The organism is Sphingobium sp. C100 (assembly GCF_000508185.1).
Classification (GTDB): domain Bacteria; phylum Pseudomonadota; class Alphaproteobacteria; order Sphingomonadales; family Sphingomonadaceae; genus Sphingobium.
On record NZ_AYOY01000035.1, the window covers coordinates 51,388 to 70,462 of the forward strand.

Annotated in this window: 16 protein-coding genes; 8 read left to right on the plus strand and 8 right to left on the minus strand. The window is 63.4% G+C overall.

From position 1 onward, the window contains the following. The first annotated feature begins 78 nt into the window (after positions 1-78). Positions 79-450, plus strand: a complete 372-nt coding sequence (locus C100_RS28950; RefSeq protein ID WP_024018526.1) for a PRC-barrel domain-containing protein — start codon at positions 79-81, stop codon at positions 448-450. Between the two features lie 46 nt (positions 451-496). Continuing rightward, the gene (locus tag C100_RS28955; RefSeq protein ID WP_024018527.1) at positions 497-967 is read left to right on the plus strand and encodes an HWE histidine kinase domain-containing protein; all 471 of its coding nucleotides are present in this window, start codon (positions 497-499) and stop codon (positions 965-967) included. On the opposite strand, the gene C100_RS28960 is transcribed toward C100_RS28955, so the two are convergent. The 6 genes from C100_RS28960 to C100_RS28985 form a co-directional block, all read right to left on the minus strand. Beyond that, positions 953-3,109 (minus strand): NAD(+) synthase, encoded by a 2,157-nt coding sequence (locus C100_RS28960; protein ID WP_031308721.1) that lies wholly within the window; start codon positions 3,107-3,109, stop codon positions 953-955. The genes C100_RS28955 and C100_RS28960 overlap by 15 nt on opposite strands. A 93-nt stretch (positions 3,110-3,202) precedes the next feature. Further along, positions 3,203-4,471 (minus strand): sodium:proton exchanger, encoded by a 1,269-nt coding sequence (locus tag C100_RS28965; protein WP_235219013.1) that lies wholly within the window; start codon positions 4,469-4,471, stop codon positions 3,203-3,205. A gap of 21 nt (positions 4,472-4,492) precedes the next feature. Beyond that, a complete protein-coding gene (locus C100_RS28970) occupies positions 4,493-4,837 on the minus strand; it encodes a DUF190 domain-containing protein (RefSeq protein ID WP_024018530.1) in 345 nt (114 codons plus the stop codon). Positions 4,838-4,851: 14 nt separating this feature from the next. Then, a complete protein-coding gene (locus C100_RS28975) occupies positions 4,852-8,118 on the minus strand; it encodes an efflux RND transporter permease subunit (protein WP_024018531.1) in 3,267 nt (1,088 codons plus the stop codon). A gap of 3 nt (positions 8,119-8,121) precedes the next feature. After that, complete coding sequence (locus C100_RS28980; protein ID WP_024018532.1) at positions 8,122-9,288, minus strand: efflux RND transporter periplasmic adaptor subunit; 1,167 nt, start codon at positions 9,286-9,288, stop codon at positions 8,122-8,124. After that, a complete protein-coding gene (locus C100_RS28985) occupies positions 9,285-10,586 on the minus strand; it encodes a TolC family protein (RefSeq protein WP_084625299.1) in 1,302 nt (433 codons plus the stop codon). Before C100_RS28985 ends, C100_RS28980 begins: the two co-directional genes overlap by 4 nt. 279 nt (positions 10,587-10,865) lie before the next feature. Here C100_RS28985 and C100_RS28990 point away from each other — a divergent pair, with 279 nt between their 5' ends. The 3 genes from C100_RS28990 (at position 10,866) to C100_RS47735 (ending at position 12,649) form a co-directional block, all read left to right on the plus strand. After that, positions 10,866-11,264: a MerR family transcriptional regulator gene (locus C100_RS28990; protein ID WP_024018534.1), complete on the plus strand. Its 399-nt coding sequence runs from the start codon at positions 10,866-10,868 to the stop codon at positions 11,262-11,264. 38 nt (positions 11,265-11,302) lie between these two features. Next, positions 11,303-12,115, plus strand: a complete 813-nt coding sequence (locus tag C100_RS28995; protein WP_024018535.1) for a transporter — start codon at positions 11,303-11,305, stop codon at positions 12,113-12,115. Between the two features lie 198 nt (positions 12,116-12,313). Then, entirely contained in the window at positions 12,314-12,649 is a 336-nt protein-coding gene (locus C100_RS47735; protein WP_235219014.1) for a retropepsin-like aspartic protease, read from the plus strand. Here the strand turns inward: C100_RS47735 and C100_RS29000 are convergent. Together C100_RS29000 and C100_RS29005 are read right to left on the minus strand one after the other, a co-directional pair. Beyond that, positions 12,552-12,980, minus strand: coding sequence for an undecaprenyl-diphosphate phosphatase (locus C100_RS29000; protein WP_024018536.1), 429 nt, complete (start codon positions 12,978-12,980; stop codon positions 12,552-12,554). The two genes, C100_RS47735 and C100_RS29000, sit on opposite strands and share 98 nt — an antisense overlap. Positions 12,981-13,046: 66 nt before the next feature. Continuing rightward, positions 13,047-15,569 (minus strand): heavy metal translocating P-type ATPase, encoded by a 2,523-nt coding sequence (locus tag C100_RS29005; RefSeq protein ID WP_031308725.1) that lies wholly within the window; start codon positions 15,567-15,569, stop codon positions 13,047-13,049. 67 nt (positions 15,570-15,636) lie between these two features. Here C100_RS29005 and C100_RS29010 point away from each other — a divergent pair, with 67 nt between their 5' ends. The 3 genes from C100_RS29010 to C100_RS29020 all read left to right on the plus strand — a co-directional run bounded on the left by C100_RS29010 (position 15,637) and on the right by C100_RS29020 (position 18,907). Continuing rightward, positions 15,637-16,056 carry a MerR family transcriptional regulator gene (locus C100_RS29010; RefSeq protein ID WP_024018538.1) on the plus strand — a complete coding sequence of 140 codons (420 nt, stop codon included), beginning with the start codon at positions 15,637-15,639 and terminating at the stop codon, positions 16,054-16,056. Between the two features lie 104 nt (positions 16,057-16,160). Then, the gene (locus tag C100_RS29015; RefSeq protein ID WP_024018539.1) at positions 16,161-18,152 is read left to right on the plus strand and encodes a cytochrome c/FTR1 family iron permease; all 1,992 of its coding nucleotides are present in this window, start codon (positions 16,161-16,163) and stop codon (positions 18,150-18,152) included. Positions 18,153-18,244: 92 nt separating this feature from the next. Beyond that, positions 18,245-18,907 carry a cation transporter gene (locus C100_RS29020; protein WP_037529704.1) on the plus strand — a complete coding sequence of 221 codons (663 nt, stop codon included), beginning with the start codon at positions 18,245-18,247 and terminating at the stop codon, positions 18,905-18,907. Positions 18,908-19,075 lie beyond the last annotated feature (168 nt).

A 19,075-nucleotide genomic window follows, 5' to 3' on the forward strand; every position in this document is an offset into this window, starting at 1 on the left:
CCAATCCGTTCAACCGCAGCCGCTCGACTGGATACCCTGGCGGGCTCCTTCGTTCTGGCCAGGGAAGGAGATTTTTGCATGGCTGACAACAACGTAGAGACGGACGAAACGGATCGTCTGATCGCCTCCAATAAGGTCGAGGGTACCGCAGTCTATGATCGCGAGGGCAACAAGCTCGGCTCGGTTTACAACTTCATGGTCGATAAGCGGTCGGGCAAGGCGGAATATGCCGTGATGTCGTTCGGGGGGTTCCTGGGCATGGGCGACGACTATCACCCGCTCCCGTGGGATCAGCTCACCTACGATACCGACAAGGGCGGCTATGTCGTCAACTTGACCAAGGAACAGCTCGAAGGCGGGCCGCGCTATAGCGGCGGAAATGAGCCGACGTTCGATCGCGCCTACGGCCAACAGGTCTATGGCTACTACGGGTCGAGCTACAACTACTGAGCTGGCTGGGCGGCGGGCTATCGCCGACGCGCTCGGCCTGACTTCTGTGCATATCAATCGGACGCTGCAATCGCTGCGTTCGGTGGATCTCGTCACGGTATGCAGTCGCCGGCTGCGCCATCGTTTTCGCAACATCGTCGAGGTCACGCAATGGCTCGTCAGCCAGACGTTGCGGACCGGCGCGCCGATCGAGGATGCGCGGGATCGGCTGACGAAGCGGCTGGCCGCGATGGGTGCGGCGGTCGATCTACTGCTGGGCGCGGAGTGGCAGCAGAGCTCGTTGGACGCGATCGTGCGTGCCAGACTCTGCTTCACCTGCATCGCTCCGGAGCTTGGCTCTGGCCGTATCAACAAACAGCATTTGCCGCACGCCACCGTCTGCGCCTGCACTACCGCTCGGCGAATCCGGACTTCCCTTTCGGCGGCCACGAATGACGCCCCCGCCGCATTTCCGAAGTTGCTGCATGGACGGACTCGACCATCCGACCGATGGGATCGAATTTTATCGAGCGATTGATCGGCTCTCCGTGGATATTGCCGGAGGAGTCTCGGTAGGAGGACGCTGCTCGGTTGCGCCGAGGTTGTCGGGAACATTGTTGCGCATTTCGTCGATCCACACTTGACCGCTGGCGTCAGATGGCGCGCGCCAATCGCCTCGTGGAGAGAGCGAGCCGCCCGTGGTGACCTTGGGTCCGTTCGGCAGCGCGGATCGCTTGAATTGGTTGGCAAAGAAGCGGTGCAGGAACAGGTCAAACCAGTCGCGAATGGCGGCTATGCCGTAAGCGCGCTTCTGCTCCTCAGGAAAACCTGGCGGCCAATTGCCTGCAGCGGCATCCTGCCACGCGTGCAGCGCTAAAAATGCGATTTTGGAGGGCCGAAGGCCGAAGCGGGTCAAATAATAAATCCAGAAGTCATGGAGCTCGTAAGGACCGATCTTGCTTTCCGTGCTCTGCGATTGGCCCTCGGACGCCTGCGGAATGAGTTCGGGCGATATCGTCGTCCCGAGTACGTCGCGCAGGACGTCGGTCACTTCGGCGTCAAACATCTGGTTAGAAGCCGCCCATCGGATCAGGTGCTGGATGAGGGTTTTCGGGAGCGACCCGTTCACGTTGTAATGGCTCATCTGGTCGCCGACGCCGTAGGTACACCAGCCGAGCGCGAGTTCCGACATGTTGCCGGTGCCAAGAACCAAGCCGTGCCGCTGGTTGGCGGCCCTGAATAGAAGGTCGGTCCGGATTCCTGCCTGCACGTTCTCGAACGTCGTGTCGTAGACCGGTTCCCCGGTCGCGAACGGATGCCGCAGATCTCGCAGCATCTGCTCAGCAAGCGGCTTGATGTCGATCTCCTCGGCTGTCACACCGAGCCCGTTCATCAGCGCGTGCGCGTTGGACTTGGTCCTGTCGCTGGTGGCGAAGCCGGGCATCGTGAAGCCGAGGATGTCGGTTCGCGGACGGCCGAGAAGGTCAAATGCCTTTGCCGCGACAATCAAGGCGTGGGTCGAATCCAACCCGCCGGACACGCCGATGCAGATCTTGGCTATACCGGTCGCCTCAAGCCGCTTGGCGAGCCCGGTTACCTGAATGTTGAACGCCTCGTAGCAGTCTTGGTCGAGGCGCGCCGGGTCGTTGGGCACGAAGGGAAAGCGATCAATACATCGCCGCAGACCGAGGTTGCCTGTCGGCGGGTCGAGACGGAAGGTCACGCGACGGAAGCGCCGGTCCGGCATGCCGTTGGCGATCGCGGCCTCGTTGAAAGTGCCGGTTCGCATGCGCTCCAATTGCAGCCGCTCGATGTCGATGTCGGCGACGACCATCTGCGGCTCAGTGCTGAAACGCTCCGTCTCTGCGACCTCGGCGCCGAGTTCGTATATGCACGCCTGTCCATCCCAGGCGAGGTCGGTCGTCGACTCTCCGTAACCCGCCGCGGAGTAGATGTAGGCGGCCCAGCAACGCCCGGATTGAACTTCGCAGAGACGCCGCCGCGTATCCGCTTTTCCGATCACGATGTTGCTGGCAGAGAGATTTGTCAGGATCAGTGCGCCGGCGAGCGCGGCGAAGTCGCTCGGCGGGGCAGGCGCCCAGACGTCTTCGCATATCTCGGCGTGAAAAATCAGGCCGTCGACATCCTCCGCTTTGAACAAGAGGTCCATTCCGAAAGGAACTGCCTCGTCTCCGATGGTGATCTCGCCGCGCACGTCCCGCCCGGAGGCGAACCACCGCTTCTCATAGAACTCACGATAGTTGGGCAAATGCCCCTTCGGCACGACGCCAAGGATCCGCCCTCGATGGATTGCGACAGCGCAATTGTAGAGACGCCCTTCACGGCGTAGCGGCGCACCGACCAATAGGACCGGGTGAAGATCACGACTTTCGGCCACCAGCTCTAGGAGTCGTCGCTCGACTTCGTCGAGCAGCGCGCGTTGAAGGAGGAGGTCGTCAATGGAATAACCTGATAGCCCGAGTTCCGGAAAGACCATCAACGCGACGCCTTCATCGCTCCCGTTTCGGGCGAGCCTCAGCGTCTCCTCAAGGTTAAACGCCGGCTCCGCAATCCGGCAGAGCGGACGACAGGCGGCTACCCGTACGAAGCCCTGCCGGTAGATTGACAGGAAGTCGGCTGCCGCCGGAGGGGCTTTCGTTGTAGTTCCTGTGTCGGGCATCGTTTTTCTCCGCTGCGTTGGATCGCGGCTCTGCCCATCCATCGGACGGGGCGCTCGCGATGAGCACGATGACGACGCCTGATGATGACCGCGTCAATCGGATTGGCCGGTTCCGTGCTCAACGTTTCTGAACAGCGCGGCAGCGGCCTTCAGGTTGGTCAGGAACAGAATGGCCGAGAGTGTCAGATAGCCCCATGCCAACCAGGTCAGACTGTCGATGATACGCACTTCGTCGCCTTGCCAGATCACCGCCAAAGCGACTTGGACGACGAAAAGAGCCGCCAGCGCAGCTGCACCCGCCAATCCCAAGCGAAGGCGCAGCAATAAGCCGATGCCGAACAGGGATTGGGCGGCGGTCAGAAAGAACTCCTCGTGCTGGCGCGCGTCCAGTGGCAGGCTAGTGAGGTGTCCCGCGCCCAAGCCGACCGCTAGGGGCAGCATGCCGACAAGCAGCGTCCATTGATTGATCTTGTCGGACATCATCGTCGCAAGCCCTGTCTCGGCTCGGGCTGACAGGACGAACAACGCCGCCACGACAACAGCGGGCGCCTCGCTGGCCAGCGGCGCCAGCCACTGGATCAGCAGGAACTCGTCGAACCCTAGCAGGCGGCCCGAATCGATCATCGACTCGGCAAACGGCTCCGCCGATGCGAGGATGATCGCGGCTGCCATCAGGGTCAGCGTCCCCATCGCGAGCCATTGGCGCGCCGGGGATAGCAACAACAGCGCAGCGGCCGGGCCTGGCTCGTCGTCATCATCCTCTTCCTCACCTGCCTCCTTTCTGCTGGCGCGCCACATATAGAGCCCGAACATCGCGATCAGGACGAGCGTGTCGAACGGTGAAATTCGACCCTTCGCCACGATCCAGAAGGCGTAGATACTTGGGAGCAGAAGGAAGAGGATTTCGGTGCGATTGGCGGGAAGTAGCTGGATCGCGCGTTCCCGCGTCCTGTGCCAATGGAGCAGCACGAGCAACGGCCAGGCGAGACCAACGAGCAAACGGTTCGCGCCGGTCATATTCGCCGCCGCATAATGGACGTAGTTGGACCCTGGATTCGCGCCCGCCGAGTAGGCGTAGTAGAAGTCTACGGCATATTCAGGGAGCACGGTGATCAGCGCGATGATCGCGACGATCAGCCCCGCCGAAATGCGTTTTTCGGCCGCCTCTGCTCCCCACGACAGAAGGAAGCCCGCGGCAAGGATGGCGGCGCCGAACGCCGCGGTGTCGAGCAGCGGATTGGGACGCCAGCCTTCGATCCGCAGTACCAACGCCGGGATCATCGCCGCGCCGGCAAGTCCTAGCAACAGGGCAAAGCGGCTCAACGAAGGCGCGCGCTCGGCGCTGGTGATCTCAGTCGCCACGGGCAACTCCTTCCCAGCCTGTCACTGTTCCGGCCCAATCTGGTCGACCGGAAACTCGCGTCCAAGCACCTCGACCGTTTCGAGTGTCATCAATCCAACACCCGGAACGTCGGAGAGGTCCGAGACAAACGACCGCAATCGACCGTCGAAATCGACAATTTCGATCACCACCGCTCGATCGCTTTCGAGGACGTGCCGGCGATGCAGATGCGCCGATCGACCGAATCCGATCAGCGCTTCAAGCACGGTCACACCGGCAAGTCTGGCGTCACGCGCCTTGGATGCGATGACCTCGAACACCTTGCGGTCGCCGTAATATGCAGCCTCGTCAGTGTAGATGCGGAGCAGCTTGATTTGCTCGCTCATGCTCAAATCCCTCGTCATGTCGAGACCGGCTCGGACGTCAGATGCGCAGTTGTGTCGTCATGCGGCTCGGCTTCGCGGCGCAAGCCCCCTCGCTCACCCCAGCCGAGCACCACGCGGGCGATGGCGGGGAGGACGAGCAACGTGAGCATGGTAGCCGCAACCAGGCCGCCGATGACGGTTGTCGCCAAAGGCTTCTGGACCTCGGCACCCGTACCGTGCGCGAGCGCCATCGGTACAAAGCCGATCGCCGGCACGAACCCCGTCATGACGACGGCGCGCATCTTTTCGGCCATGCCGTCGCGTATTGCCTGAGCGAGCGGAAGGCCTGCCTCAATCCGTTCGCGTATCGCGGTCATCACCACCAGGCCGTTGAGCACCGCGACGCCGGCGAGACAGATGAAGCCGACAGCGGCCGATACCGAGAACGCGATGCCGGTCAGCGCCAAGGTGAACACGCCCCCCGCAAGCCCCAAAGGCACCGCCAGGAATACTGCGGTAGCGCGCCCGAAGCTGCCAAGCGCCATGTAGAGCAGCCCAAAGATCAAGGCGAAGCAGAGCGGCACGACGATCGAAAGGCGCTTGGACGCATCCTCCAGGCTCTGAAACTGCCCGCCCCATTCGAGATAATAGCCGGCTGGGAGTCGGACCTGAGCAATCTTTGCCTGCGCTTCCGCGACAAACGATCCGGCATCCCGCCCCAATAGATTGATCTGTATGGCGAGGCGGCGCTTGCCGTTTTCTCGCCTGATCTCATTCAGCCCTTCGGTAACGCGGATCTGTGCAACCTGCGCTAGAGGCACTTGCTGACGAGGTTGGCCAGCCCTCTCGGGCAGCAAAACCGGCAACGATTGAATGTCATCCAGACTGGCGCGGGTGGCTTCGGGAACGCGCACGGTGATGTCGAACCGCCGGTCGCCCTCATAGAGCAAGCCGGCCTCCTGACCCCCCAACGCCGCGGAGACCGTATCGGCCACCTCGCGCACTGTCAGTCCGTATCGTGCGATGGCGGCGCGATCGAGCTTTACGTCGAGCGCCGGCGCACCGCCAACCTGGTCCGCTTTGACACTCCCCGCGCCCGGAACAGATTGCAGCACGCGAACCATCTCGTTCGCGGTCTGCGCCATCTTGTCGAGATCGTCGCCATACAGCTTGATGGCGACGTCGCCGCGGACACCCGCGATCAGCTCGTTGAAGCGAAGCTGGATTGGCTGACTCATTTCATAGAGCTGGCCGAGCTGACCACGCGACGCTCTCTCGATGCGCTCGATCACCTCGGCTTTCGTCTTGACGCCCGCCGGCCACTGATCCTGTGGTTTGAGAATGACGTAGCCGTCTGACATGTTCTGCGGCATCGGATCGGTCGCGACCTCGGCCGTCCCAGTCTTGGAGAACATCAGTGCGACTTCAGGCAGTTTCTTGACCGCCGCCTCGACATGGCGCTGCATCGCGAGCGATTGTTCTATGTTGACCGAGGGCACGCGTGTCGAGGCGAGGGCGATATTCTTCTCGTCGAGTTGCGGGATGAACTCGCTGCCAAGAAGCCCGAATGCCGGAATAGCCGCGAGGAAGAACGCCAGCCCACCGAGGATAAACGGCCAAGGGCGTGCGATCGCCTTGTCGAGCAGCGGCAGGTAGCGCTCCTTGCCCTTGCGGATCAGCCACACCTCTTTCTCGGCGACGCGGCCCCGAATAAGCAAGGCCACCATCGCGGGCACGAAGGTCAGCGCCAAGATGAACGCCGCGACGAGTGCAAGCATGATCGTGATCGCCATCGGCGAGAAGGTCTTGCCCTCGACGCCGGTGAACATGAGCAGCGGCGCGAACGCGAGCAGGATGATCGCCTGCCCGAACACGGTCGGTTTGATCATCTCCTGGGAGGCTCGCATGGTCTCCTCGAGCCGCTCGCGAAGGATGAGCAACCGCCCCTCATGCTCCTGCCGGTGCGCGAGCCGCGCCAGGCAGTTCTCGATGATGATGACCGCGCCGTCGACGATGAGGCCGAAATCGAGCGCGCCCAGGCTCATCAGGTTTCCGGGAACCCGGAAGGCGTTCATTCCCATCGCCATCATCAGGAACGAGAAGGGGATAACGAGCACGGCGATCAGCGCGGCGCGCCAGTTGCCAAGGAGCAGGAAAAGCGCGATCGCCACCAGGATCGCGCCCTCGGTCAGATTGCGCTGAACTGTCGCGACAGTGGCATTGACCAGCTTCGACCTGTCGAGCACGACCGTAACATTCACGCCCGGCGGCAAAGTCCTCGAAACCTGATCAAGCTTTGCCGAAACGTCTTGGGCGACGATGCGGCTGTTCTCGCCAATCAGCATCAGCGCGGTGCCGATAACGGCTTCCTTGCCGTTGACGCTTCCCCCACCAGTGCGAAGATCACCGCCGCTTTGGACATTGGCAATCTGTCCCACGGTGATCGGCACGCCGCCGCGAGTGGCGGCGACGGCGCTTTTGATCTCGTCCACCGAGCGCACTCGCGCATCGAGCCGAACGAGATAGCCTTCGCCGCCGCGATTATAGTAATTCGCGCCAACCGCGAGGTTGGCATTTTCCAACGCCTCGCCAAGTTCGCTATACGATATGCCATAGGTCGACAATTTGACCGGGTCGGGTTCGACTACGAAGGTTTTGGCGTAGCCGCCGATCGAGTCGACGCCGGCAACTCCTGGAACCGAGCGGAGCTGCGGCCGCACGATCCAGTCTTGAACGGTGCGTAGGAAGCCAGCTTGCTCAACCGCATTGGTTAGTCGGTCACCCTCAGGCGTCAGGTAGCTTCCATCCGATTGCCAGCCGGGCTGACCATTGACGATCTTTGCGCCCTTACCGTCAGGATTGGCATAGGCGACCTCGTACATGACCACCTCGCCGAGGCCGGTCGTGACCGGGCCGATCTGCGGTTGGACACTGTCTGGGAGGGTGTCGCGTGCCTGAGACAGGCGTTCGCCGACCTGCTGGCGCGCGAAATAAAGATCAGTACCTTCCGAGAATATAGCTGAAACCTGACTGAAGCCGTTGCGGGAGATCGAACGGGTAGACTCCAGTCCGGGGATGCCGGCCAACGCCGTCTCGATCGGATAGGTGACGAGCTTTTCCATCTCGACCGGCGAGAGGCGCCGATCGACGGTGTTGATCTGCACCTGTTTGTTGGTGATGTCGGGCACGGCGTCGATGGGCAGCTTGGTGAGCTGCCATAGGCCAAGACCGGCGATGGCCAGGAAGATGAACAGGACCGCCCAGCGCGCACGGACGGCCAACGCAATGAGGTTGGCGATCATCTGCTATTCTTCCTCGCCCGCGCCCTTGCCGAGCTCGGCTTTGAGCAGGAAGGCATTCTTCGTTGCGATGGTCTGGCCGGCTGCGAGGCCCGAGACGATCTCGACGCGGCCGGCGCTGCGCTGACCCGTGGTGACGGGAGTAGCCTTGAACCCTTTGGGGGTGCGGACGAACACGACGTCCCGGGCATTGAGCGACTGAACCGCTTCCTCGGGCACGACGATGGCGCCCGATGCGCCGCCGCCCCGGCTCGGGAACAGGCGCACGCGCACCGCCAAGCCGGGCTGTAGACGTCCGCCGATCACGTCGAGCACTGCGGTTGCGGCCCGGGTCTCGCCGCTCAAGGTCGGCGTCACCGCGCGTACCCGGGCGCTGGTCGTAGTGCCGTCCGGCAGCTCAATAGTTGCCCTGTCTCCAGGGTTGAGGCGCTGCGCGTCGGCCGGGCCTACTGCTGCCTCGATCTGAACCTGGCTGGGGTCGGCTACCCGGAACAGCTCGGTCTCGGGCTGCACGAATGCCCCCAGGCTGACGTTCTCGGCCGTCACGCGGCCCGCAATCGGAGAGGCGACGACGACACCGCGCCCGTCGCTGGTTACGTTGGCCGCACCCGCCGCGACGCTTGCACGCCGCGCCTCGGCTGCTGCCGACGCGGCTTCCGCCTGCGCCGTCTCAAGGTCGACGCGCGGGCTTACCTTCTGGCTGTAGAGGTAGCGTTCACGCGCCAGATTGCGCTGCGCCAGCGTTGCCTTGGCTCCGGCCGCGGTACGATCGGCCGCGATCTGCGCGGCGTCGCGGCTCTCGACGATCGCCAGCGCCTCGCCGCGCCGGACGGGATCGCCCAACCGCTTGAATACCCGCGTCACCGCGCCGCCGGCACGCGCGGTCACGACCGCTTCGCCGGTAGGGGAGGGTGCGACCGTTGCCTGGGACACGATCTCGGCCGCCAGCCCACCCGGGTTGACGGTCTCGGTCGCGACGCCTGTGTCCTTTATCATCTGGGCGCTCATCGCGAGCGTGTCGCTCGGCGCCGCCTCGGCCTCCTCTGGCTTTGCTGCCGCTTCGGTCGCGGGCGGGCTGTCGCTTGTGCATCGCGCGACGGTGAACCCGCCCGCCGCGGCGACGAGCACCGCCGCCGCCACGCCGCCAAGAAGGCGCTTGTCCTGAACAATCATCGGATGTCTCCGGGTGTGGCCGGGCGCGCACTCGCGGGCGTCAGCTCGGTCGATAGGGTCGCGGGCGCAGTCAGCCGCGCCAGGCGGGCCTCCGCATCATGGTAGGCGGCAAGCGCGTCGGTCGCCTCGGCGCGGGTCTGCGCCAGCGTGCGCTCGGCCTCCAACAGATCGAGCTGGCCGAACTTGCCTCCGGCATAACCGATGCGTGCGATGCGCGCCGCCTCGGTCGCCGCGGTCAGCGCCGGGCCTCCGGCCGTGCGCGCGGTGGTGGCCGCGTTGGCGAGTTCGGCTTGTGCGGTTGCGATCGACCGCTCGGCCTCGAGGATGGCGAGCCGACGCAGCGCCTCGGCCTGGGTCTGCTGCGCCTGCGCCTGCGCGACCGCCGCGTTGCCGTTATTGAAGAGCGGGATCGGGATCGATACGCCGAACACAGCCGCGACGTCGTTCGTCGCCTCGAGCCGGCGCGCGCTTGCGCTCACCGTCACGTCAGGGATGCGCTGTGCGCGCGCGAGCCGGACCTGGGCGCTCGCGGTCTGCGCGTCCGCCGCCGCCGCCGCCAGCGCAAGCGTGCCCTCGGCGGATATGAGCTGGACGGGGCCATAGCCGCCGATCCGGTCGAACCATGCCGTGTCGAGCGGCCCGATGACGGGCTGGCCGATCAGCCGCGCCAGGTTGGCGCGTGCCACCTCGGCCGTGCGCGTCGCCCGCTCCACGGCCGCCTCCGCGTTGATACGCAGCACGTCCGCCCGTTGCTGCTCGATCGGCGACGCCGCGCCCGCGGTGACGCGCACCCGCGCGACGCGGAATGCCTCGGCCGCGATCCGCGCCTGGTCGCGCGCGACCGTCAGCCGATGCTCGGCCGTCGCCGCCTCGTTGTAGCTCTGCGTAATGGCAAGGGTGAGGTCGGCGACGGCGATCGCGGCCCCGATCCGCGCCCGGTCGATCTGCGCATCCGCTACCGCGACGCGCGCCGATCGCTTGCCGCCAAGCTCGATCGGGAGTGCCAGCCCAGCGGTCGTCTCGGCGCTGCGAAAGCCGCGATATTCGCCGCTGCCGGCTACGTTTTCGGTCTCGACAACGATTTCGGGGTTTGGACGAAGGCTTGCAACGGCGCGGCCCGCGGTTGCGGCTTGCACACCTGCGGCACCGGCCTCTAATGATGGTGAGCCCGCGCCGCCAAGCACCAAGGCTCGCTCAAGGGTGAAGGGTGGCTCTGTGGCGACCTGAGGCGGCGAGGTAGCCGTCTGCGCCTTCGCCGCTGATGCCCCAATGAGGGAGACGGCCAGCGTCGCATTCAGCACGCATGAAAGCGCGCGGGGTGAAACAATCATCCTGCGCACTCCTAGGAAACTGGCCATGGCGCAGCGCGCGATTTGCGGAAGATCTCATACGTGAGATGGAGATACCGAAGCGCGATCACGCCGGCAACCGAGAGGTCGACCAAAGCTCGGCGCGTCGATGGCAGGCGCACCCGTGAACGGTTTGAGTGTCAATCATCTTGCTTCTTTACAATCTCTAGTTGCTGTAGGAGCAAGCCCAAAATTCGATCGTTGCAAAATTTGTGGAGCAGACGTGAAATGAAGATTGGTGAGCTTGCGCGCGCGACTGCGACCAAGGTGACGACGATCCGCTTTTACGAACAAATTGGTGTGCTCGAAACACCCGCGCGCACATCTTCGGGCAGACGCACCTATGGTAACGGCGACGTGGATCGCCTGAACTTCGTGCGGAACGGGCGAAGGCTGGGTTTCTCGATCGACGAAATTCGCTCGCTCCTCGCGCTTGCGGATCAACCTGAACGCGACTGTGCTGAAGCAGCGGAAATCGCCGCGCGACATCTAGTCGGTGTGGAGGATCGGCTTCGCCAGCTATCCGCCTTGCGCGACGAGCTAAGCGCTATGAGCGCCAGCGGGTGCTGCGCCCGAACGATGGCCGAGTGCCGGGTCATTCAAGCGATTGCGCGGCCAGCCGCTTAGGTGCCGACTGAGTGCGTACAGGAACGGCGTAAGTTTTAATGCCCCACGGTCATCTTAGCACATCAGCAACACTCATCATCGTTGCGGCATTTGCAGCGGCGGCTCCAGCTCATGCGGACCCTTCCGACGACTTCATCAATCCCGATCGGCCCGGAATTGCGGACGGAAGCACGACGGTTGGCCTGGGTCATTTTCAGATCGAGACAGCAATCCAGCTTGAGTATCGCAGCAACGGCGATGAACGAGAGCGTACGACCTTCATTCCGACGCTCCTCAGGTATGGCTTCAGCAAGAGTTGGGAGTTCCGCGTTGAAGGCAACACGTTCACTTGGCAACGCCAGCAGGACCCAACTCAGGGCCATACGTGCAGTAATGGTTTCGCGCCGTCGTCGATAGGTCTGAAATATAACATCGCCGAGGCGGCGGGATCGACCCAGCCATCAATCGGCGCGCTTGTCCGGCTCTTTCCGCCTTCGGGTTCCGGTGATCTTCGTAACTCGCGCACAACCGGCGACTACCGCTTAGCGGCCGACTGGAATTTCGCTGACAAATGGTCGTTGAACCCCAATGTCGGCGTGGCGGTGTATGAGGACGACACGAAGCGCTCCTATACCGCTGGCCTGTTTGCTACCATGCTGAACTACAATCCGAGCAAGATCGTGAATCTCTTCATCGATACCGGGCTTCAATATCCCGAAAAGAAGAATGGACGTGCCTCGTTGATCTTCGACGTTGGGGCGGCGTACATCATTGGGCATGATATTCAGGTTGATCTTAGCGTGGGAACAGGCGAAGCCGGCACAAAGCCTCCTCACCCTTTTCTTGCGGCGGGCTTCTCAAAACGGTTCTGATCGCTAAACTCGCTGCCTCTCATTTTTTTGTTTGGGGCTTGACCCTCTAGTAGCTGGAGCATGTAGTCGAAGCTCGAACCTCTCGGCGACTGGCGAGAATTGAATGGAATTTTGGTGGATACTTGGGCTGAAATGGAGACGCCCCGTCACACTAACCGGCGGACTGCACTCATGCATCTCGGGGCCGGGCTTATCGTAATGAGCATTCCACTGCCGCTGTGGGCAGCAAGAACCGATCGCGGTCAGCCGTGGCGCGGCTTCGCCACGCCTCCGGCCTGGCATCCGATAGAAGTCGCAACCGGCGACACGCTGATCGTGCCGGCCAAAGTGTCCGGCGTAGCAATCGACGCGGTGCTCGATAGCGGGAGCGGAGCGTCCATCATCAGCAAGCCGCTTGCTGCGAAGCTCGGCCTCACGAACTTGGAGCCGCGACGGATCAATGGCCTAGGCGGCAAGGCTCCGGTTGGTCTGGTCCACAATGTTGCCGTGATGCTGGGCGGCTGCTCGAAAGGAGCGCGCCCGCCAGCGCGATAGGGATCGTCGCCAGCACGATGCAGGTCGCCAGACGAAGGTCGGGATCGGCGAATTCGCGGCGGCTGATCGCCGACACGGATCCGACCGCAAGACGGCGGACGTCCTGCCAGAAATAGCTGATAACCGCGGCGAGCGCCGCGAGTTGCATCGCGGCCGAAAATGCCGAGCCCGGATCTTGCCATCCCAGCATGGCAGGTACGACGCGCATATGGGCGGTTGAAGAAATCGGCAGAAGTTCGGTAATGCCCTGCACCACGCCCAATAGGGCTACCTTGGCATAGCCCAATGTCACAAAGCCCGTGTCGATGCTCGCGGTACATTGTCCGGCCATATCAATGTGGTCCTTTTGGGGGGTGGAAGAGCGAAGATCGTGGCTTCGGCACGCTCGGTAACCGGGCTATCGCGCCCGCTGGTCACGATTGATAAGACGCAGCCCGTTGAGCACGACCAGGAGCGACGCACCGACATCCGCTGCTATCGCGCCCCAGAGCGACGCCATCCCGAGCAGCGTCAGTCCCCCGAAGATGAGCTTTACCGCAAGCGAGAAGCCAATGTTCTGCCGGATGACGGTGAGTGTCGCTCGTGAGTGCCGAATTAGCCACGGTAGCTGGGAGAGATCGTCCTGCATCAGTGCGATATCCGCCGTCTCGATTGCCGCATCACTCCCAATCGCGCCCATCGCAATGCCGAGGCTCGCCCGCGCCATCGCCGGCGCGTCGTTGACGCCGTCACCGACCATGGCGACAAGGCCATTTTGCGCCACCAGTCTTTCTATCGCCTCGACTTTCTGTTCGGGAAGCAGCTCGGCGTAAACCTCATCCACGCCGGTTTCATGCGCGATGGCCTGAGCGGGCGCGCGGCTGTCTCCCGTCAGCATCACGACCTGTGTGATGCCAAGTTCATGCAGTTGCGCGACGATTTGCCTGGCCTCAGGACGCACTGCATCACCAATTGAAATTAATCCGATGACCGACTGGGCCTCGCCGACAACGATCCCGGTCAGTCCGGCCGCAGCGATTCGACGCAGCTGGGCGGCAAGCTCATCATCGCCTGCATCCCCCAGCCTCTCGCCGAGATAGCCAGGGGAGCCGATCCAGATCTCGCGACCATCGATCGCGCCAACGACTCCTTGCCCGGGCAAGGCCGTCACCGTCGTTGCAGGGACGATATCGACGCTGCGCACTGCTGCGGCATCAAGGATCGCGCGGGCAATCGGATGCTCGCTTCGCGCTTCGATGGCAGCCGCGAGCGCCAGCAGCTCGATCTCGCCCCGACCGCCAAGCGGGACAAGCTCGATTACCTTGGGGCGCCCAAGCGTGAGCGTGCCGGTCTTGTCCACCGCAATCGCTGTGAGGCGGGCAGGCGTTTCCAGGTGGACACCTCCCTTGATCAGCACGCCCCGCCGGGCCGCGCCCGTCAATCCGGCGACTATGCTGACAGGGGTCGAGATGACCAGCGCACAGGGGCAGGCGATGACGAGCAACACCAGCGCTTGATAGAACCATGCGGCCCAATCGCCCCCGAGCAGAAGTGGCGGCACGAGGAATACCGCCAGCGAAAGTGCCATCACGACCGGCGTGTAGATCCGCGCGAAGCGTTCCACCCACTGTTCGGTCGGAGCCCGTTTGCTTTGCGCCTCGCCGACCATGCGCACGATACGCGCGAGTGTCGTGTCGGAGGCTGGCCGAGTCGTGACGATCTCGAGCGCGCCCATGCCGTTGATGGTTCCGGCATAAACCGTTGCGTCTTGCTTGATCGTGACGGGTACGCTTTCGCCCGTGATTGGCGCCTGATTGACAGCGCTCGTCCCCGCAACCACATAGCCGTCGAGCGGTATCTTTCCACCCGGTGGAACGATCACGTGGGTTCCCACCGCCACTTCGGCAACGGGTACGTCCTTCTCGACGCCTGCCGCATCTCGTATCCGGGCCGAATCCGGCGCTATTTCCATAAGGGCGGCGACGGCACGGCGGGCGCGTCCCAAGCTCCATGCCTCAAGCGCCAGCGCAAGGGCGAAGAAAAATGCGACAGTCGCCGCTTCGAACCATTGGCCAATGCCGAGGGCGCCCGCCACGGCGACCAGCATGAGCAGGTTCATGTCCGGCCGGAGTCGCCGCGCCGCGAGGATCGCCTTGGGCGTGACATATCGAACTGCCGACAGGATCGCCAAGGAATAAGCGAGCATCGCCAGAAGCGGGGGGTGCGGCTCGGGCGCCAGACTCTCGTGCAGTACCGCAGCGAAGCCGTTTGCGCGCGCGTGAATCGCAAAACCGACCAGGACCAAAGTGCCACTTGCGATGGTCAACCCGGCCTGAACACGGCGTCGCCGCTGTTCCTCTGACGCATCGGCACTGCGCTCTCCTTCTTTCCACAGTTCGGCGCGCATCCCCGTGCGTTCGACTGCCCTAAGGATGTCGGCGTGAAGAGAGAGATCGGCACCGCTCGCGATCGACATGCGACCGTTGATGAGATCGAACGACAGGTTTTCCGGCCCGACGATCGGACCGAGTTCGCGCTTGAGCACCGCGACTTCGTCACCGCAGTCCATGCCATGGATTTCGAAAATGACGCCGTCTGGACGGTCCGGGACAGCCTGGGCAACGGGCGTCGGTTCACCCGAGCAGCTTCTGCAACCGTCGGCTCCCGCAGCATCTTTTGAGATACCGCTTTGACCGTCTAGCTCGGCGGTCATCCCGGTGGTCGATACGGCCGCGACCACGGCTTCGACTGTGAGGCCGGACGGGACATCGACGTCGAGCAGGCCAAGCTTCGGCTGGAACGACAAAAACCGCTCATCTCCAACGAGTGGGAGCAGCGCTTCCCTGAGCAACCGAACCTCGTTCTGACAGTCTAGCCCCTGAACCTTGAAGCGCCACCGGCGCTCTACCGCTATGGGGCTCGTCCCAATTTGATCGAACATAGCGTCACCTCGACTTTTCGACATGACACCCTCTATACAGTCTGAAGTAACTAGAGGGTCAAACGATATGTCCACCGAGCCGCTCAGCATTGGGAGTCTCGCCAAAGCCACCGACACCAAGGTGGAGACGATCCGCTATTATGAGAGCATTGGCTTGTTGGCGGCGCCCGCCCGAACAAAGAACAACTATCGCGCCTACACCGCCCAACATCTCGCACGGCTCAGTTTCATTCGCAGGGCTCGCGCGCTGGGTTTCTCGATCGACCAGGTTCAGGAGTTGCTCAAGCTTGCCGACCAGAAGGATATTTCGTGCAAGGCGGTCGACGCGATCGCGCGGGAACATCTCGCCGAAATCGACCGAAAGCTCCGCGATCTGAATACATTGAGGTCTGAGCTGAGCAACGTGATTGTCCAGTGCGGGCAGGGCACTATTTCCGAGTGTCGCATCATCGAGACATTGGCGCCGGATTCCGCCGCTTTTGGCTGAGCGGGAAGGTTTATGAGACTGCCGTTTGCAATTGTGAACAGCTAATGCAAACAAGTCGCAAAACCGCTTGACCCTCTAGCGGCTAGAGGGTGTAGACGCGGCATATGTTTACGCTTACCCGCAGCCTTCGCTCTTTATCGATTCGCCGGCGGACGCTCTTGCTACGCCAATCGGTGCGGCGCGCGTTGGCGCTCCTCGGTGCCGTCTTGTTTGCCCTTGTAACAAGCGTCGCCGCCGATGCCCAAACGACCGACGTGCAAACGGCATGGCGGCTGCTCGACTATATGGCGGTTGATTATGGTGGCGCGGTCAGTGGCGGGCGGGTGAAGAGCGCCTCGGAATACGCCGAGATGACCGAATTCGCGGCTTCGGTATCGACCCGCCTTGCGGCACTCTCGCCTACACCGGCACGCGGACAGTTGATCGCGGGCGCAGCCCGGCTTCAGAGCGTTATCGCCGCGAAAGGCACGCCCGAGGAAGTCGCCCGCGTCGCCCACGGCCTCGCCGCCGATCTACTCAAGGCCTATCCGGTGCCCCTCGCGCCGAGCAAGGCGCCCGACCTGACCCGGGGCGCCTCCTTGTTCGCGCAGAATTGCGCGAGCTGCCACGGCATGACCGGGGATGGGCATGGCCCCGACGCTGCGAAGCTCAAGACACCGCCGATCGCTTTTAGCGAGGTAGTGCGCGCGCGGCAGCGCAGCCCGTTCGCGCTCTACCAGGTCATCGACCAGGGCATCGACGGGACGGCGATGCAAAGCTTTGCGACCTTGCCGAGCGCCGATCGCTGGGCGCTGGCCTTCTATGCCGGTCGCTTCGCTTTTTCCGACGCTCTCGCGAACGAAGGCGAGCGGCTGTGGAAATCCGATCCCGGCCTGCGGCACAGGATCCCCGACCTGACGACACTCGCGGGGCTGACGCCCGAGGTGCTGGCAAAGTCGATCGGGGCTGCCAAGGCCGACGCGGTGATCGCCTATCTACGCCGCCACCCGGACGTGGTGATCAAGCAAGCGCCCGGCTCATTGGCCATTGCGCGCGATAAACTGGCGCAGAGCCTTGCCGCCTATCGCGGTGGCGACCGTCACGCCGCCCAGGAACTTGCGCTTTCGGCCTATCTCGATGGCTTCGAGCCTCTCGAACCGATGCTGACCGCGCGCGACGCAACGCTCATGGGGCACATCGAAAGCGCCATGGGCGAGTTCCGGGCGTCGCTCCAGCAGGGGCGCCCCGCCGACGAGATCGCCACGCGCATCCAGGTGCTCGATGGTCTGTTCGACGACGCCGACGCGGCTTTGTCCCGGGACGCGGCGAGCACCGCATCGACCTTCCTGGGTGCCTTCACCATCCTGCTGCGCGAGGGACTCGAAGCCCTGCTGATCGTCGTCGCCATGATCGCCTTCCTGCGCAAGGCCGAGCGGCCCGAGGTACTGCGCTACGTCCATGGCGGATGGATCGGGGCGCTGGCGGCCGGAGCCTTGACCTGGGGAATCGCGACCTATGCGATCGGGATCAGCGGCGCGAGCCGGGAGCTTACCGAAGGGTTCGGATCGCTGTTCGCAGCCGTCGTCCTACTCTCCGTGGGAATCTGGATGCACGGCAAGGCGCAGGCGGACCAATGGCAACGCTACATCAGGGAGAAGATGTCGCGCGCACTGTCGCGGCAGTCGGCCTGGTTCCTGTTCGGCCTGTCCTTCATCGTCGTGTATCGCGAGGTCTTCGAGACGATCCTCTTCTACGCAGCGCTCTGGACCCAGGGCAATGGCGGCGCGATGCTGGCTGGCGCGGGCTCGGCCGTGCTGCTGCTCGGACTTATCGCCTGGGCCATGCTGCGCTACAGTCGCGACCTGCCGATCGCGAAATTCTTCGCCTACAGTGCGTGGCTGATGGCGATCCTTACCATCGTCCTCGCCGGCAAGGGCGTGTCGGCGCTACAGGAAGCCGGCATCATCGACATCGCGCCGCTTGGCGGCGGCATCCGCGTCTCCATGCTCGGTATCTTCCCGACCTTGCAGTCAATGGGCGCGCAGCTCCTGATGCTCATCGCGGTGCTCGGTGGCTTTCTCCTCAACCGGCGCCGTGCCGCTGTGGCTGTCGGCTGATGCAGCCGGCGACAACGACGATGATTTGTCTTGACCCTCTAGTTGCTAGAGGGTGCATAGAGATTCCATGATGCTTGTTCGAGTACATGCTGATGGTCTGTAACAGCTGCCAGTCCGACGCACCGCCGACGCCGGATCCGCGCTGGCGCCGCATGCTCTGGATCGCGCTCGCGATTAATCTGGTGATGTTTCTGGGCGAGATTGTCGCGGGCATCACTTCGGGATCGCGATCCCTGCAGGCGGACGCGCTCGATTTCCTGGGCGATTCCGCCAATTACGCGATCAGCCTTGGGGTCGCCGGCATGGCGCTGAGCTGGCGGTCCCGTGCCGCGCTGCTCAAGGGCGGCACGATCCTCGCCTTCGGCCTTTATGTCCTCGTCACGACGGTGCTTGCGGCGCTGGGCCGCGGGGTGCCGCAGGCCGAGACGATGGGAATCGTCGGGGTGATCGCGCTGGTCGCGAACGGCAGCGTTGCCCTCATGCTCTATCGCTACCGCAGTGGCGACGCCAACATGCGCTCGGTCTGGATATGCTCGCGCAACGACGCAATCGGCAATCTTGCGGTCCTTCTGGCTGCCGCCGGTGTCGTCGGCACGGGCACCGCCTGGCCCGATCTCGCTGTCGCCTTGATCATGGCGGCCTTGGGCATCTGGGGCGGCCTGCAGATCATCAATCAGGCCCGTGCAGAGCTACGCCCGAAAAAACCGGCAAGTCTAGTCGAGGCACAACAGACGTTGGCCTCCACGAGCTTGTAGTTGCCAAAAGGAGCATAGATGTCCGCCCGCAGTCACGGCGACGCCGGTAAACTGAGCCGATATCGTTTGCGGTGTCATCGCGATCATCTCGCTGCGCCCGGGGAGTGGGCGCTGGCGGAGGCGATCTCGGCATGACACGACGCGCGTCCTGTTTTATTGCAGATGGGG

Excerpts from the sequence above, each read along its gene's own strand:
- C100_RS28970 (WP_024018530.1), bottom strand. The coding sequence starts at position 4,837 with ATGAGCGAGCAAATCAAGCTGCTCCGCATCTACACTGACGAGGCTGCA.
- C100_RS29010 (WP_024018538.1), top strand. The coding sequence starts at position 15,637 with ATGTCCACCGAGCCGCTCAGCATTGGGAGTCTCGCCAAAGCCACCGAC.
- C100_RS28990 (WP_024018534.1), top strand. The coding sequence starts at position 10,866 with ATGAAGATTGGTGAGCTTGCGCGCGCGACTGCGACCAAGGTGACGACG.
- C100_RS29020 (WP_037529704.1), top strand. The coding sequence starts at position 18,245 with ATGGTCTGTAACAGCTGCCAGTCCGACGCACCGCCGACGCCGGATCCG.
- C100_RS29005 (WP_031308725.1), bottom strand. The coding sequence starts at position 15,569 with ATGTTCGATCAAATTGGGACGAGCCCCATAGCGGTAGAGCGCCGGTGG.
- C100_RS28995 (WP_024018535.1), top strand. The coding sequence starts at position 11,303 with ATGCCCCACGGTCATCTTAGCACATCAGCAACACTCATCATCGTTGCG.
- C100_RS28980 (WP_024018532.1), bottom strand. The coding sequence starts at position 9,288 with ATGATTGTTCAGGACAAGCGCCTTCTTGGCGGCGTGGCGGCGGCGGTG.
- C100_RS47735 (WP_235219014.1), top strand. The coding sequence starts at position 12,314 with ATGAGCATTCCACTGCCGCTGTGGGCAGCAAGAACCGATCGCGGTCAG.
- C100_RS28960 (WP_031308721.1), bottom strand. The coding sequence starts at position 3,109 with ATGCCCGACACAGGAACTACAACGAAAGCCCCTCCGGCGGCAGCCGAC.
- C100_RS28975 (WP_024018531.1), bottom strand. The coding sequence starts at position 8,118 with ATGATCGCCAACCTCATTGCGTTGGCCGTCCGTGCGCGCTGGGCGGTC.
- C100_RS29000 (WP_024018536.1), bottom strand. The coding sequence starts at position 12,980 with ATGGCCGGACAATGTACCGCGAGCATCGACACGGGCTTTGTGACATTG.
- C100_RS28950 (WP_024018526.1), top strand. The coding sequence starts at position 79 with ATGGCTGACAACAACGTAGAGACGGACGAAACGGATCGTCTGATCGCC.
- C100_RS29015 (WP_024018539.1), top strand. The coding sequence starts at position 16,161 with ATGTTTACGCTTACCCGCAGCCTTCGCTCTTTATCGATTCGCCGGCGG.